Genomic DNA, 15161 nt, shown 5'->3' on the forward strand with positions numbered 1-15161 from the left:
GCTTTTGTAAATAATAAGTAAAAATCGTCAAAAAACACAAAGACACAGATGAAAGGCCTGTGTCTTTTTTTTGTACCTAAAAACAAAAAAACGTTCCTACAATTTGTAGGAATGACGACGACGTATATGATAAAAAATGCGGCTGGAATTTTGTATTTATTTTGATACAATTAATTTATAAAAGAAATGGGACTCAAATGGGGAATCCGGAAACGGATAAAACTATATTTTATGGGAGGATAAAAAATGATAATCATAGGCGAAAAAATCAACGGATCTATTCCTTCTGTAGCGGAAGCAATCGCAAACAGAGATGCTGAGCTTATTAAACAGAGAGCAATCGCACAGGCAAATTCAGGTGCAAGTTTTATTGACTGCTGTGCATCTGTTCCGGAAGCAGAAGAAGTAGAAACCCTGAAATGGATGATCGACTGTATCCAGGAGGTTACAGATCTTCCGATTTCTGTAGACAGTCCGAGTGCAGATGTTCTTGTTCAGGCATACAAATTCTGCAAGAGACCTGGTATTTTTAATTCAGTATCAGGAGAAGGGGACAAGATCGACAAGATTTTTCCTGTTATGGCACAGCCGGAAAACAAAGGCTGGCAGGTGATCGCACTTCTGAGTGACGACACAGGTATCCCGAAATGTGCGGAAGACAGACTGAAAGTATTTGACAAGATCATGGCAAAAGCAAAAGAGTATGGGATCTCACCTGATCGTATTCATATCGATCCGCTGGTTGAGATGCTCTGTACTTCAGAAGATGGAATTGAAATGAATATAGAAGTAATTTCGACTGTCAGAAAGCAGTATCCATCAATACATATCACAGCGGCAGTAAGTAATATTTCTTTCAATCTGCCGGTACGTAAACTGATCAACTATGGATTTGTTGTTCTGGCAATGAATGCAGGTCTTGACAGTGCGATCATGGATCCTACAAACAGAGATATGCTTGGACTCGTATATGCGACAGAGGCACTTCTTGGTCTTGATGATTACTGTATGGAATATATCGGAGCATACAGAGAAGGCATGATTGGACCTGTCAAAAAATAAAACAGAACTCATATGCGGAAAATGAGGATAAATTAAAAAAGCGGAGGTATTAGTTATGTCAAAAATTACAGAAGTAGCAGAATTAGTAGAAAAAGGTAAAGCAAAACTTGTAGGTGCAGCAGTACAGGCAGCTCTTGATGAAGGTTGTGATGCAACAGAAATTCTTAACAGCATGATCGATGCAATGGCTGTTGTCGGTGACAAATTCAAAAATGGTGAAATCTTTGTTCCGGAAATGCTTGTTGCAGCACGTGCAATGAAAAAAGGTGTTGATGTACTGAAACCACATCTTGCTTCCGGTGCAACAGGAAGCATGGGCAAACTGATTATTGCAACAGTAGCAGGTGACCTTCACGACATCGGCAAAAACCTTGTTGCCATGATGATCGAGAGTGCCGGATTTGAAGTTATTGATCTTGGTGTAGATGTACCTGCGTCAAAAGTAATCGAATGTTACAGAGAAAATCCGGATGTCAAAGTTATTGCACTTTCTGCTCTGCTTACAACAACCATGCCGTCCCTGAAAGATACAGTTGCAGCCCTCAATGCAGAAGACTTCAGAGGCAATGTCAAGATCATGGTCGGTGGAGCTCCTATTACCAAGGAATTTGCTGATGAAATCGGTGCAGACGGATATTCAGAGGACGCAGCAAGCGCAGCAGTTCTTGCAAAAGCTCTGGTAGCATAAATAAATCAGGAATCCCATTAAAGTTTATCTCAGGATAACTGAGGGCCGCTCTGTAATGTCTGTGCAGGTCATGGACGGCAGGGCGGCTTTTGGTTTATAATGAATGCAGAAAACAGTTACCGGAGGAATGGTATGTACAGAGTAAAATTTATCAGAGAAGGAAAAGAAATCCAGGTGGAAGCCGGAACCAAAATCCTTGAGGCAGAGAGAATGGCAGGTCTTATACCTGATGCACCCTGCGGAGGGCAGGGAAAATGCGGAAAATGCCGTGTGAAAGCGGACAGACAGTCTGTACTTGCCTGTCAGACAGAAATACGGAAAGATATGGAAGTGGATACTCTGGTGAGTGATTCCGGTTATGAGATACTGACAGAGGGATCAGAAAGAAAAGTGACTTTCAGGCCGGATCTTACGCAGCAGAAAGCAGTGCTTTGTAAGCCGGAAATGGGCGATAATTCATCAGAATGGGAAAGACTTGTACGTCAGCTTGCGAATGGAGATCATATAAAACCTGATCTTAAAATTGCTTCGGAATTATACAGATACAGAAAAGAAGCGGAAGAATGGTATGTGATCTGTGCAGGTGACGAGATTCTGGATATCAGCAGAGAAGAAAAGAAAATCTGTTTTGCTGCTTTTGATATCGGAACAACGACAGTAGTCGGATATCTTCTGGACGCACTGGATGGAAAGGTTCTGGCATTGAAAAGCAGAATGAACCCGCAGGCTCAGTACGGGGCAGATGTGATCATGAGGGCCAATTATGCACTGGAACATGGAACAGAAGAGCTGAGCAGCTGTATACAGAAGGCAGTTGATGAAATGACAGGAGAGCTGGCAGAAGATGCCGGAAGAGAAAGAACTGATATCTGTCAGGTATGCGTTGTGGGAAATACCTGTATGCATCATCTCTTTCTGGGAATTTCTCCTGCATCACTGGTACATGCGCCCTATAATCCTGCGTTCAGTCAGGGACTTACTCTGAAAGCAGAACAGTACGGACTTCATATTCACAGAAAAGGGCAGCTTATCATGCTTCCTGATATTGCCGGATATGTTGGTGCAGATACCTGTGGCTGTATTCTGACGCTCAGGCAGGATAAGCAGGAAGAGACAAGTCTTATGATAGATATTGGTACAAATGGTGAGATGGTTCTGGGAAACAGAGAAAGGCTTGCCTGTTGTTCTACAGCTGCTGGTCCTGCATTCGAAGGTGCGAAGATTGAATGTGGAATGCGCGGAGCCTTAGGAGCAGTAGATCATGTAGTATACAGAGATGGTAACTGGGAATATACAACAGTTGGAAATGCAGTTCCGACAGGTTTGTGCGGTTCCGGGCTTATCGACCTTGTTGCGCAGCTTTATAAAGCAGGGTTTATAGATGAAAGCGGCCACCTGGAAAGCAGACAGAAAAAATCAAATGTATTTATGCTTGTTCCGCCTGAAAAATCAGGAAATGACAGGGGCGTGTATCTGACGCAGAAAGATATCGGGGAAGTTCAGCTTGCGAAGGCAGCTATTGCAGCGGGAATCCATCTCCTTATGAAACAGCTTGGAATTACCGAAAAGGATATCGACAGAGTTTACATAGCAGGAGCTTTTGGAAATTACATGAATCCGGAAAGTGCAGCTGAGATCGGGATGTTTCCATTATCGCTTCTGGATAAGATCACTCCTGTGGGAAATGCAGCAGGAGAAGGTGCAAAGACAGCACTCCTGAATGCACAGGAACGAAAAGAAATGAATCAGGTGGTTCGTAATATTGAATTTGTGGAACTGGCAGCCTCACCGGAATTTCAGGACTGCTTTGTAGATGAACTCTGCTTTCCGGAAATGGAATAGGAGGAGTATATGATTGACATAAAAGAACTGGAAGAAATGGGAAAGAAGGCAGGATTTTCTCATGTGGCGCTTCTGAAAAGAGATACCATAGAACTGATGCCGGAAGTAAGGGAAATGTGCAAAAAAAACACCTGCCATATGTATAACAGGCGATGGAGCTGTCCGCCGGGCTGCGGAGATCTGGAAGAATGCAGGAAAAAAATCGAAAGATACAGAGAAGGCATCATAGTTCAGACAGTGGGACAGCTTGAAGATCCGATGGATGGAGAAACTATGATGGAAACAGAAGCTCTTCACAAACAAAATTTTTATGAGTTTGAAAAAATTCTCAGGGAAAGATGGCCGGGCATGCTTCCGATCGGAGCCGGATGCTGTACAAAATGTAAAGAATGTACATATCCTGATGCACCATGTCGCTTTCCTGATCAGGCTTTTTCCTCAATGGAAGCATATGGAATGCTGGTAACACAGGTATGTAAAGCGAACAGTCTGGATTATTATTATGGACCATGTACCATTGCCTATACAAGCTGTTATCTTCTGGAATAGAACAGGAGCCGAAAATATGAATGAAAGAGAAACGGAAGCATATCTGAAACGTATCGGATATGAAGATGAAATAAAAACAGACAGAAACTGTCTGGAGAAGCTGATGGAACACCAGCTTTGCAGTATTCCATTCGAGAATCTGGAATCTTTTGAGGAGGGCAAAGTTCCTTCGCTCGAAAGCTGTGATATTTTTGAGAAGATCATTATCCGGAAACGTGGAGGTTACTGCTTTGAACTGAATAAACTGTTTTATGAGTTTCTGGGTAAACTTGGATTTCAGGTTATGCCTGTGGCAGTGCGGATCCTCTGGAAAAAGGAAAAATTTCCCCCAATGCTTCACAGAGCAACGATAGTAAGTCTGCCTGACGGAATATATTACTGTGATGTCGGATATGGAGGACCAGGTCCGAAAAGACCGGTAAAACTGAAAGACGGTGTACATAAGGAACGTGACGGGGAGTTCCGGATCACTGTGAAACCTGAAAACACAAATGGTGAAGTTCTTGTAGAACGCAGAAAAGATGAAGATTTTCTGCCAATACTCCGTTTTGCACTTATACCTGCACTGGAAGCAGATTTTGAAATAATGAATTATTACTGTGCAAAAGCCCCTAATGTATTATTTACACAAAAAAGGGTAGTCAGTATCTGTGAGCCAGAGGGGAGTGTGGCACTGACCGGTGATGTGCTTACAATTCAGAAGGAAGACGGAAGCATAGAAACAAAAGTAAGTGAGTCTGAAGAGACCATTCGGATGTGGATGCGTTTTTATTTCGGACTGGAATATTAACCGAATCAAGGAAGCCCCCCTGCTTCAATTGTGAATATCCGCTTGACTAATAAAGAGAGGCCCGACAGTCAGATGACTTTCGGGTCTTTTTCCTGTATGAGCTGAAAACATATCTGTGTAAGCAGACGCTCCCTGGGATTGTCAAGATTAATGTGAGCAATCTTCTGAATCCGTTCCAGACGATAAGTCAGAGAACTACGGTGGATAAAGAGAGCTTTTGCAGTCTGAAGAGAGTTTCTTTCATGTTCAAGATAAACTTTAAGTGTCTGACAGAGTTCTGTGTTGTTTTTGCGGTCATATTCCTGAAGTTCTGTCAGGCGTGAAGAAACCAGAAGTTCAGGACTTATCTGATGACTGATCCGGGAAAGCATATACTCCAGAAGATAATCGTCAAAACGATAACACCAGATCATGCTCTGACTTTTTTTGCCGAGGCGGAGAGCAGAAACTGCCTGGATATAGCCCTGAGGGATCAGAAGAAAATCACGGAATCCAGAACTGACGCCCATTTTAAAAAGCCCTTCACGCATAATGATCGCAAGTGAACTGATCACATCAGAGGCCGAGGAGTGGTTGAAGGAAAGATTTACGATCACGACAATCCCCTGCTGATAGGTAAAGGCCAGCCCCTCCGGTATCTGAGCCTCGATATGGCCGAGTGTGGCAATAGATGAGTGCATACGGTCATCCTGCTGCTGTGTTTCCAGACGGAGTATCAGGTAACGGTCATGGCGGTTCCAGTTCAGGTACTGAATCTGGTCCGTGATCGCCTGAAGCTCGGAAATTTTGCCTGAAAGATAGTCAGCGAAAAACTGACGGGTATCATTTCCCATTGATATCTGAAACAGATTATGACGTCTGATACAAAGTTCAATAAAGGATCCAAGATATTCGAGCGCAAAAAAATGTCCAGGCTGGATCTCTGTCTGGAGTTCATCCACGCAGAGTCTACCCTGATAGTTCCCGTTTACCCAGAGATTCATATAAAGAATACGGTAGCCACGAAGTTCTTCAGAATAAATATTGGCACCGTGGGTAGTAAGGGTACGCTGATATTCGGCATCCAGCTTGAAATCCTGGATCAGGCTTAAAGGTGCGATAAGCTTCCCGGTCCGTTTGTCATGAATCCATTCAGACATACCGGTCACATGTCTCGGAGAGGAAAGAATATAGAAATTGGTGTCATGGGCAAAAACAGGATTATGAAAAATTTCAAGGCTTGCCTCGAGCATTTCATCAAGAGGGTTTACATTTCCCAGAGCAAGCTGAAGCTGGATATCCCAATTGTAATATTTTTCAAAGGTTTGCTGTATCTGGTTAAAGATATCCGAAAATGACAGAACCCCTTTTAGGTGAAGAATCCTGCAGCTTTCAGAAAAACAGGAGAGATTTCCGCTTCCTATAACAGCAAAGGCAATATTTTTATAGTGATAAAATTCTTCTGAAAGGGCAGTGCCGAAAATAAGGTACAGATAACAGGATTTCAGAGAAGTTCCGGGCTGGTATATGCGAAGACCATCGAGATTCAGGGGGTCCTCTCTGCCGATAATGGAAACATCTTCTTTTTTATCCGCAAAATCGTCGGCAATAATCTGAAGATTAAGATGAAAACCAGTGTGATGATCGCTGGCTGAATAATCGGTATTGTACAAAATATTCCCTCCAATTTATAAAAACCTTGTATTTACTGGTAATTATAACATGCTGCGGAAAAAATAAAAAGAAAATACAGAGAAATATTTTTGTATATATTTACAACAGTTGCTGTACAAAATGTATGAAGCAAAAGAAAAAGAATGAAGAAGTGTGCGGATTTACGAAAAGGAAAAAAATAGCTATACTGTAACTATTAAAAGTAACGTGAAGTTGTGGAAATGGCATTAACCGCTTGACAAGTTATCCAGTATCAGGCTGAGATTGATGCTGGATCCTGAAAACAAATAAAATTCATATGGACATAAAGGAGGAATCATTATGCTTAAGGCATCAGAAATTTTACTTGAAACAATAAAAAAAGACGGAAAACCAGAAAGACTTCTGAGACAGTATGAAGGAGCAACTTTCTTTCCGCCAAACCCTGCGAACAATTATGTACGTGGAAACCGTCATCGTGGTATGGAACCAATGAAAGATCTTTTCGGAACTGAAATTCTCTGGCCGCAGGAGCAGCTTGCTGCCATGCCTCATGTTACAGAAGACAACAAGGTTATTGATGATATCACAGAATGGAAAGATCAGCTTGTGATCCCGGATATCGTTGGCCAGTGTTCAGACCCTGCACTGTGGGAGCCATTTAAACAGAAAGCACAGGAGATTAAGGATTCCGGAAGCCTTTTCATGGCATTCATGCCTACAGGAGTTTTTGAGAGACTTCACTTCCTGATGGGATTTGAGGACATGCTGGTAAACTTCCTCCTGGAGCCTGATGATATGATGGATCTCTGCAATGCCATCGGAGAATATCGTTTCCAGCTGACAAAACTGATCGTAGATAACCTTCAGCCGGACATCATTCTTTCCCATGATGACTGGGGCTCAAAACAGTCGCTGTTCATAAGCCCGGATACATGGAGAGAATTCATTAAACCGCAGTATGAAAAATCCTATAAATATATGAAAGATCATGGTGTGATCATCATGCACCATGCAGATTCCTTTATGGAACCTATTGTGGAAGATATGGTTGATCTTGGAATTGATATCTGGCAGGGAACACTTCCACAGAACGATATTGTGAAACTTCAGAAACAGCTGGCTGGAAGAATGACTCTTATGGGAGGAATTGATGCTTCCATTGTTGACCGTGTGGATTCAACAGAAGAAGAAATCCGTAAAGAAGTAAGAAGAGCCTGTGAAGACTATGCACCGGGTGGACATTTTATTCCGTGTATCACTTACGGCGGACCCGGCTGTCTGTTCCCGCATGTTGATCCGATCATTGATGATGAGATTGCAAAATACAACAAAGAGACATATGGAATCTAAGTGAACAGACAGTAACGCGACAATAATAGCTGTTCTGCAATTCAATACAGGATTGTGGAACAGCTTTTTTTTTGGTAGAATAATAGTAACTATTAAAAAAGAAAGGGCAGATAAGACAGCATGACTATACTTGAAGAACTGGCACAGGCAGTGGAACACGGACACCCGAATGAAACAGAACAGCTGGTAAGAAAAGCCCTGGATGAAGGGGCAGACCCGGTTGTGCTTGTAGAAGATGTAATGGTACCTGCCATGCGCGACATAGGAGAAAAATATCGTAACCAGGAAGTGGATATTCCAGGAATCCTTTCATCTGCAAGAAGCGTACAGAAAGGATTTGCTGCAGTAAAAGAAATGAACCGGGATTATACAAAGAAAGAGTGCGGAACTATCATATTGGGAACCATTGAGGGAGACCTTCATGATGTGGGAAAAAATCTGGTTGCCATGATGTTTCGTGGAGCAGGATTCAAAGTCATTGATCTCGGTGTGGATATTTCCGAAAAGCAGTTTCTCCGTGCAGTAAAACAGAATCCGGAAGTTTCAATTGTATGCATATCTTCACTCCTCAGCACAACGCTTCCGGAGATGCGGCAGGTAGTAAAAGCACTTCGAAAAAATGATCCCAAACATAAATATAAGATCATGGTGGGCGGTGGTGCAGTGACTCGTGAACTTGCAGAAGAGATAGGAGCGGACGGCTACACGGATAACTGTGTGGATGCGGCAGAGATGGCCAAAAAATTCGTGTTATGATATCAGCTGGGAGAAGATCTTGAACTCAGGAGGAACAGAAATGAAACTGTCATCAGCATATATTCAGGAGCAGCTTCAAAAAGAATATCAGACTGTCGGTCAGGAAGGAATGCCAGGAAAATATGCACCTGATTTGTCAGAAAGCGCAGTAATTGATTCTGTACAGAGAATTTATGATGCATGTGACGAATGGGAAAACCGGCTCAGAGAAGAAGTGATGAGAGGAAGAAGCCTTCAGAGGATACTGAAACTTTCAGCAGACTTTATCGGCAATCCACTTCTTGTCATGAGTCTTGACTTTGATCTTCTCGGAGAGTCAGGAATAGAAACAATGCCTGAAAAATCCCGCCTGTTTCATAAGGACGGAATTGATATGGAATATATGAATGCACTGATGCAGAGCAGTGAATATCAGAAGATGCAGGATTCAAGGGAAACGGTTCTGTTTCCTGCCTATATCAGCGGAGTCAGAAGTCTCAACAGGAATCTCTTTCCGGAAGGAAAAAATGTCTGCAGGGTTGTCATGCATGAGTGGAACAGGAAATTTACGGAAGGAGATAAATGCCTTCTGGATACACTTGCAGATTATCTGGAAATTTTCCTGACATACAGTGAAAGTCTTGGTGGAGAAGATCCTCTTGCCGGAATCTTCAAGAAAATCCTGAGCGACAGGACAGCAGACTATATGGAAATGAGCAAAAAGCTCTCAACATATGGCTGGAGCAGTCAGCATACATATCTCAGCCTTATTCTTCAGCTTACTTATCTGAATCAGAAAAATCTTTCCACAAATGCTATCTGCCATTACATAAAACAGCAGTTTCCACAGTCGGTGAGCTTTTTGTTCGAGGGAGAGATCGTCACATTTTTTAATATGACTCTCCTCGAAAAAGATGCTGAAGATATAGGAAACGTGCTGACTTATTTTATCAGGGACAGTTATCTGAAAGCCGGTTACAGCAGATGTGTGAAGGGTCATATGTATTTCAGAAGACAGTTCATACAGGCGAGGACAGCGCTTGATGTAGGAAGCCGCAACAAACCATATGTGTGGATTCATCATTTTGATCAGATAGCACTTACTTATATTATGGAGCAGGTTACACGAAGACTGCCGGCTTCCATGATATGTCATGAAAATCTTCTGAAGCTGAAGGAGGCAGATGAAGAAAATCAGTCTGAGTATATGAAAACACTGCGTACGTATCTGGACGAAAATCTGAATGCGACAAGAACTGCGGAGGCTCTTTTTATCCACAGAAGTACTTTGCTTTATCGTCTTGACAAAATAAAAGAGATCCTCCAGTGTGAACTGGACGATCCCGACGAAAATTTTTATCTGAGTTTTTCCTTCAGACTTCTCGAACAGGAAGACGCTGAAGTATCGTTGTAAGATACAGCTGTAAGGATCAGCTGACGATCTCATGCAGAAGAATGCATGCAGGTGCAAAATCTTCCTCGCTCATGGAAGAACAGGAAAGAAGTAATGTGATATATCCGGGCTCTTCCCGGAGGATGCTTATGCGCAGTCCTCTGGAAAGAGCTTTTTGTTTCAGATCCTTTCCTGCAAATGAACAGGGAAGGGTGAGTGCAAGGCTTGTTCCTGCTGCACCGATCTGGATCTGACTGTCTGTACCGAAAATCTTCCTGACTTCCTGAAGCAGGGCTTTGGTTTTCTGGGAATAAAGGCGTTTCAGCCTTCTTGTCTGTGCAGCAAGATGGCCGTCACGTATGAACTGACAGAGAGCAATCTGTTCAGCCTTTGAAGCAGTCTGATTATAGAAGGAAGCACGCTGTCTGTAGCTTTCGGCAAGCGAAGGCGGAAGTACCATAAAACTGAGACGGATGGAAGGCAGTAGCAGTCTCGAAAAAGATCCGATATAGATAACTTCATGTCCTCCGGAAAGACTGTACAGAGAAGGTGTGGGTTTCTGCAGGTACACAAATTCATTTTCAAAATCATCTTCGATAATAAGACTTCCATGTGTACCTGCATAATGAACAAGCTCCATTCGCCTGGAAACGGGCATGATCTCGCCCCATTTGGTCATGTGTGCAGGAGAAACATAGATGATATCGCAGTCTTTGTCACGGTAATGTATCTGAAAACCATAGTCGGAAAAGACAGTACTTCCCTGAACAAAAGACGGTGTGGGGAAAGAAACGGTTTTCCTGTCAGCAACAAGGGGGCAGAGGATATGGAGAAGGCTCTGGACACCTGCACTGATCACAATATCATCAGGAGAACAGCTGATATTTCTGTGCTGGCGTACGTATTCACAGAGAACCTGGCGGAGGTCTTCCTCTCCCTGTGGTTCGCCGTAGGAGAGAAGACGTTCGTTCTGTCTGAGGGCGCTTTTGATATAGCGCTGCCACAGATCAAAGCGGAAACTTTCCCGGTCAACACCTGAAGAAGCAAAATCATATCTGACATCAGGGTGCTTCCGGGCGGTGTTTTTGTCCGGAGCAGGTTCCTGAGAGGCAATACCAGTAACATAATATCCACTCTGGGCTTTGGCGATGATGTAGCCGTCAGCAGCCAGCTGAAGATAGGCATTTTCGATGGTTGTACGGCTCAGCTTCAGTTCCTGGGCACATTTTCTGAGCGAAGGCATGCGGCTTCCCTCAGGCAGACGATGTTCCATGATCAGATCCCGGTAATGCTGGTAAACCTGTATATACAGACTCTCTTTCTGATTTTCCTGATGAAATGATAAACTCATAAACTGTCCTCTTAAAAATGAATAAAACTGGTTATTTTTTCGTATACACTTAAATGCTATTGTAAAACAGAATATCAAAAAAAACAAGACAGGAGTACTTACCTTGAAAAAAATAGCAGTACTGAATGATCTTTCCGGAATGGGAAAATGTTCACTGACAGCCGCAATTCCGGTGATCTCTGTAATGGGAATCCAGGCATGCCCGCTTCCTACAGCAATCCTAAGCTGCCAGACCGGATTTCCATCTTATTATTGTGATGATTATACAGACCGTATGGATATTATTATGGACGAATGGAAAAAACTCGATTTCCATCCGGACGGAATTTATACAGGATTTCTTGCAGATGCAGCCCAGGCAGACAAAGCTGTGAAATTTATGTATGAGTTCAAAACATCTGAGACGAAGATCCTCGTAGATCCGGTCATGGGAGATGATGGTGAAGAGTATCCGATCTATACAGAAGAGCTCTGCCGGAAGATGCGTTTCCTTGTAAAAGAAGCGAATATCATCACACCGAACCTTACTGAAGCTCTGCTTCTTCTTTATGGAAGGGAAAAAGCACATGCTGAATGGAATCGTCTGAGTGTTCTGGAAGAGGAAAAATATCTCAGCGAAATTGAAAAAACAGGACGGAGACTTACAGAAGAGTTTAAGGTAGAGGCAGTGATCACAGGTATCAGCATTTCTTCTGAAGGAGAGGCAGAGATGGGAAATCTGATCTGCCAGTCAGAATCACAGACCTGGATCACCACCCGCAAAGAAGGGGGTAGCTATTCAGGCACCGGTGATATTTTTGCATCTGTACTCAGCGCCGGAATGGTGAAGGGAATAGATACCGTATCTACTGTAAAAAAAGCAGTGGATTTTATATCGAAAGGCATTCATGATGCAGTACTGGAAGGAACAGACCGCAATGAAGGGATATGCTTTGAAGCACATCTTGCGGAGCTGGCGAAGTAACGAACATGAATTAATTCAACTGAAAAAAGCTCGTCTTCAGAATTTGTCTGAGGATGAGCTTTTGATTTTATAGTGTAACAGCTATTACACATTTTACAGATTTTTTTTCTTATAGATAAACCATGATGCAATGGCTGTAAATACCACCAGATAAGTGACCAGTATTCCGATTCCCGTAAAGGAAAGTCCTTCACCGGAGGCAATACCACGGATCATGTGGCTTGTCTGTGAAAGTGGAAGTGCGGCCACAAATTTACCGAGAAATCCCGGCAGTTTTTCTGTTGAAAAAAAGGTGTTGCAGAGGTATGCCATCGGCATGATGATGTAGTTGGAAAATCTCGGTACATCAGCATGATTTTTTGCAAGAAAAGAAACCACAACACCGATTGCGGAAAAAACAGCTCCGTTCAGCAGCATTACAAGAAATGACCATCCGTTCCAGATAAGACCTGTATCAATGGGGGCTGTCAGGATCAGAATGATTCCCCCGGCATAAAAACCACGGAGACTCCCTCCTATGATCTGTCCTGCGATAAACTGCCACAGCGGAGTGGGAGAGATCATCACCTGATCAAAAGCCTTCTCATACAGTCGCTGCACATTCAGGTTCTGGGCTATGGCATTGAAACTTCCGTTCATGGTAGTCAGGGAAACTACACCCGGGATCAGGAAGTTCAGATAAGGCTGTCCGTGGGACATAGTCTGTATACCCATACCGAAAACAACCAGATACATCAGTGGCGCAATCATGGCAGCCAGAGTGATCTTGTAAAAATCTCTTCGGAATTCGACCCATTTTTCCCATAAAATTGTAATTATACCCATGATGCTGACCTCCTATGACGGGGAAAGATGTTTTCCTGCACGTTCAACAAAAACATCTTCCAGAGTTGTTTCGCGAAGTGTTGCCTGTTCGGAAATTCCGGAAAGATAGGCAATAGCTTCCTGCCGGCTGCAAAAATAATGACTTATGGTTCCGTCAGCTGTAGGTTCATCTACGGTATATTTACCGAGGCTTTCGATAAGTCCTGACGGGGTATTGATCTCTTCGAGTTTACCGTGATCCATAAGCGCAACGCGTCCGCAGAGATTCTGGGCTTCTTCCATATAATGCGTAGTCAGAAGTATTGTCAGGTTTCTGTCATTGAGTTTTCGGAGAAGATTCCACATCTGGCGTCTGGAAAGAGCATCCATTCCTGCCGTAGGTTCGTCCAGAAGAAGAATATCCGGTTCTGTGAGAAGAGCACGACAGACCATCAGTTTACGTTTCATACCGCCGGAAAGTTTACGTACTGTACGCTTGCGGAATTTCAGAAGATCACAGAACTCAAGAAGTTCTTCAGTTCTTTTTTTGATTTCTTTACGTGGCATAAAATATAATCTGCCCTGATATTCCATGATCTCATCCATATTCATATCCTGGCGCATGGAATATTCCTGTGTGATCACGCTGATCTTGCGTTTCAGGTCCGGACGGCTTCTCGTCAGCGTCTGTCCGTCAATGAGGATTTCGCCTGAACTTGGGAGCAGAAGCGTAGAAAGAAGACTGATGGTTGTGGTTTTTCCAGCACCGTTTGGGCCAAGCAGACCGAAAAATTCACCGGTTTCAATTTTCAGATTCAGAGAATCCACAGCTGTAAAATTGTCAAATTTTTTGGTCAGATTACGTGTTTCGATCATTTATGCTCCTTTGCGATGATCAGAGAATAATAGCCGGCATCATCCGGAATTTCTTCCACACTGTGATAAATATGTTCGTCAGGCATTCCGCAGTTTTCTACCATGAGAACGTCACGGCCGCTTTTTGCCAGGATTTCTTTTACCTGGTTCATTTTCTTTCCGGATTTCATGAGAACGTAGTTGCCGGATTCTGTAAGTTCGTTGTCAAGGCGGTGAACAGCAGGTACGATGTGGAGCTGTTCATTCCATTCAGAAAGAGAAACATTCAGTCTTGCTGCAGCTGCACAGAAAGAGGTGATACCGCTGACTAGTTCGGTATGATATCCATCAGCTTCCACTCTGTGCTGCAGATAGGAGAATGTGGAGTATACACATGGATCACCAAGTGTCAGGAAAACAATGTTTTTGCCCTGGTCAAGATAGGATTCCAGTGTTTTTGCACCTTTTGCATGGTTGTGTTCCAGTTCTTCCGGATCATGTGTCATTGGCATATAGATTGGAAGAAGTTCTTTTTCTGCAAGTTCAGGAACAGCCTGTACTGCGATTTTGTAGGCAACAGTTTCTTTGACATCGGCTCCCGGTACTGCAATAATTTCGTTTTCTTGGATCAGGCGGACTGCTTTCAGTGTCATTAATTCCGGGTCTCCCGGACCAACGCCTACACCATATAAAGTTCCTTTCATTTGTAAAAGCCTCCTTAAAATGATTTTTGTATTTTACAAGTTGCTGTGAACGGAGTGAACAGTAACTTCACACATTCTTTTTATTATACTAGAATTATTAAGGGTTTGCAATGCAGGATTTGCTATGGTATGATGTGGGAATGGAATAGAATAGTGAAATTTATATATGCGGTCTGCCTGATGGAGTTGTATGAGAATGAATAATGCATGATGCTTTACGGGAAATATAAGCATACCAGCCTGTACATCACGGGCTTCGGAGACGTGATATGCTAAGATATAACCTGTCTGCAAAATGCATTCCTGAAAATTGCAAACTCGCCTTCGGCTCAGACAAGCAATTTTCACTCATAAAGCAGCCAGAACATATCTAAGAATATCAGACGTCTCCTGCAGAGTGTGATGTACAGGCTGGTATGTCATATTTCCCTGTATACTT

14 protein-coding genes are annotated in these 15161 nt (G+C 43.0%); 9 read left to right on the forward strand and 5 right to left on the reverse strand.

Features of this window, described 5'->3' with window-relative positions:
* Positions 1-246: 246 nt before the first annotated feature.
* From ACTNB8_RS06875 to ACTNB8_RS06895, 5 genes are all read left to right on the forward strand, one after another.
* Positions 247-1062: a methyltetrahydrofolate cobalamin methyltransferase gene (locus ACTNB8_RS06875; RefSeq protein ID WP_296155400.1), complete on the forward strand. Its 816-nt coding sequence runs from the start codon at positions 247-249 to the stop codon at positions 1060-1062.
* Positions 1063-1117: 55 nt separating this feature from the next.
* Positions 1118-1750, forward strand: coding sequence for a corrinoid protein (locus ACTNB8_RS06880; RefSeq protein ID WP_441053422.1), 633 nt, complete (start codon positions 1118-1120; stop codon positions 1748-1750).
* Positions 1751-1882: 132 nt separating this feature from the next.
* The gene (locus ACTNB8_RS06885; RefSeq protein WP_441053424.1) at positions 1883-3592 is read left to right on the forward strand and encodes an ASKHA domain-containing protein; all 1710 of its coding nucleotides are present in this window, start codon (positions 1883-1885) and stop codon (positions 3590-3592) included.
* Positions 3593-3601: 9 nt separating this feature from the next.
* Entirely contained in the window at positions 3602-4141 is a 540-nt protein-coding gene (locus ACTNB8_RS06890; protein WP_441053426.1) for a DUF2284 domain-containing protein, read from the forward strand.
* A 16-nt stretch (positions 4142-4157) separates the two neighbouring features.
* Entirely contained in the window at positions 4158-4931 is a 774-nt protein-coding gene (locus ACTNB8_RS06895) for an arylamine N-acetyltransferase family protein (protein ID WP_441053427.1), read from the forward strand.
* A 68-nt stretch (positions 4932-4999) separates the two neighbouring features.
* On the opposite strand, the gene ACTNB8_RS06900 is transcribed toward ACTNB8_RS06895, so the two are convergent.
* Positions 5000-6583 carry a PucR family transcriptional regulator gene (locus ACTNB8_RS06900; RefSeq protein ID WP_441053429.1) on the reverse strand — a complete coding sequence of 528 codons (1584 nt, stop codon included), beginning with the start codon at positions 6581-6583 and terminating at the stop codon, positions 5000-5002.
* 322 nt (positions 6584-6905) lie between these two features.
* On the opposite strand from ACTNB8_RS06900, the gene ACTNB8_RS06905 reads away from it, so the two are divergent.
* From ACTNB8_RS06905 to ACTNB8_RS06915, 3 genes are all read left to right on the forward strand, one after another.
* Positions 6906-7916, forward strand: coding sequence for a uroporphyrinogen decarboxylase family protein (locus ACTNB8_RS06905; RefSeq protein ID WP_441053431.1), 1011 nt, complete (start codon positions 6906-6908; stop codon positions 7914-7916).
* 120 nt (positions 7917-8036) lie between these two features.
* A complete protein-coding gene (locus ACTNB8_RS06910; RefSeq protein ID WP_441053432.1) occupies positions 8037-8672 on the forward strand; it encodes a cobalamin B12-binding domain-containing protein in 636 nt (211 codons plus the stop codon).
* Positions 8673-8712: 40 nt separating this feature from the next.
* Positions 8713-10065: a PucR family transcriptional regulator gene (locus tag ACTNB8_RS06915; protein WP_441053434.1), complete on the forward strand. Its 1353-nt coding sequence runs from the start codon at positions 8713-8715 to the stop codon at positions 10063-10065.
* A gap of 16 nt (positions 10066-10081) precedes the next feature.
* Here ACTNB8_RS06915 and pdxR read toward each other — a convergent pair whose 3' ends face one another.
* Complete coding sequence (gene pdxR, locus ACTNB8_RS06920; protein WP_441053436.1) at positions 10082-11395, reverse strand: MocR-like pyridoxine biosynthesis transcription factor PdxR; 1314 nt, start codon at positions 11393-11395, stop codon at positions 10082-10084.
* A gap of 103 nt (positions 11396-11498) precedes the next feature.
* On the opposite strand from pdxR, the gene ACTNB8_RS06925 reads away from it, so the two are divergent.
* On the forward strand, positions 11499-12359 hold the full coding sequence (locus ACTNB8_RS06925) for a pyridoxamine kinase (RefSeq protein WP_441053438.1): 861 nt from the start codon (positions 11499-11501) through the stop codon (positions 12357-12359).
* A 93-nt stretch (positions 12360-12452) separates the two neighbouring features.
* Here the strand turns inward: ACTNB8_RS06925 and ACTNB8_RS06930 are convergent, their stop codons facing one another.
* Genes ACTNB8_RS06930 through cobI form a run of 3 tightly spaced genes read right to left on the reverse strand, consistent with a single transcriptional unit; the run spans position 12453 to position 14722 of the window.
* Complete coding sequence (locus tag ACTNB8_RS06930) at positions 12453-13184, reverse strand: ABC transporter permease (protein WP_441053440.1); 732 nt, start codon at positions 13182-13184, stop codon at positions 12453-12455.
* Between the two features lie 12 nt (positions 13185-13196).
* Entirely contained in the window at positions 13197-14039 is an 843-nt protein-coding gene (locus ACTNB8_RS06935; RefSeq protein ID WP_441053442.1) for an ABC transporter ATP-binding protein, read from the reverse strand.
* Positions 14036-14722, reverse strand: a complete 687-nt coding sequence (cobI, locus tag ACTNB8_RS06940) for a precorrin-2 C(20)-methyltransferase (RefSeq protein WP_441053443.1) — start codon at positions 14720-14722, stop codon at positions 14036-14038. The genes ACTNB8_RS06935 and cobI overlap by 4 nt, the downstream gene beginning before the upstream one ends.
* Positions 14723-15161 lie beyond the last annotated feature (439 nt).

This window comes from Blautia sp. HCP28S3_G10 (genome assembly GCF_052065235.1).
Classification (GTDB): Bacteria; Bacillota; Clostridia; order Lachnospirales; family Lachnospiraceae; genus Blautia_A.

What these genes read in the sequence shown, in the direction of transcription:
- pdxR (WP_441053436.1), bottom strand. Translation starts at nt 11,395, where the DNA reads ATGAGTTTATCATTTCATCAGGAAAATCAGAAAGAGAGTCTGTATATA.
- ACTNB8_RS06930 (WP_441053440.1), bottom strand. Translation starts at nt 13,184, where the DNA reads ATGGGTATAATTACAATTTTATGGGAAAAATGGGTCGAATTCCGAAGA.
- ACTNB8_RS06905 (WP_441053431.1), top strand. Translation starts at nt 6,906, where the DNA reads ATGCTTAAGGCATCAGAAATTTTACTTGAAACAATAAAAAAAGACGGA.
- ACTNB8_RS06935 (WP_441053442.1), bottom strand. Translation starts at nt 14,039, where the DNA reads ATGATCGAAACACGTAATCTGACCAAAAAATTTGACAATTTTACAGCT.
- ACTNB8_RS06895 (WP_441053427.1), top strand. Translation starts at nt 4,158, where the DNA reads ATGAATGAAAGAGAAACGGAAGCATATCTGAAACGTATCGGATATGAA.
- ACTNB8_RS06885 (WP_441053424.1), top strand. Translation starts at nt 1,883, where the DNA reads ATGTACAGAGTAAAATTTATCAGAGAAGGAAAAGAAATCCAGGTGGAA.
- ACTNB8_RS06910 (WP_441053432.1), top strand. Translation starts at nt 8,037, where the DNA reads ATGACTATACTTGAAGAACTGGCACAGGCAGTGGAACACGGACACCCG.
- ACTNB8_RS06915 (WP_441053434.1), top strand. Translation starts at nt 8,713, where the DNA reads ATGAAACTGTCATCAGCATATATTCAGGAGCAGCTTCAAAAAGAATAT.
- ACTNB8_RS06880 (WP_441053422.1), top strand. Translation starts at nt 1,118, where the DNA reads ATGTCAAAAATTACAGAAGTAGCAGAATTAGTAGAAAAAGGTAAAGCA.
- ACTNB8_RS06890 (WP_441053426.1), top strand. Translation starts at nt 3,602, where the DNA reads ATGATTGACATAAAAGAACTGGAAGAAATGGGAAAGAAGGCAGGATTT.
- ACTNB8_RS06875 (WP_296155400.1), top strand. Translation starts at nt 247, where the DNA reads ATGATAATCATAGGCGAAAAAATCAACGGATCTATTCCTTCTGTAGCG.
- cobI (WP_441053443.1), bottom strand. Translation starts at nt 14,722, where the DNA reads ATGAAAGGAACTTTATATGGTGTAGGCGTTGGTCCGGGAGACCCGGAA.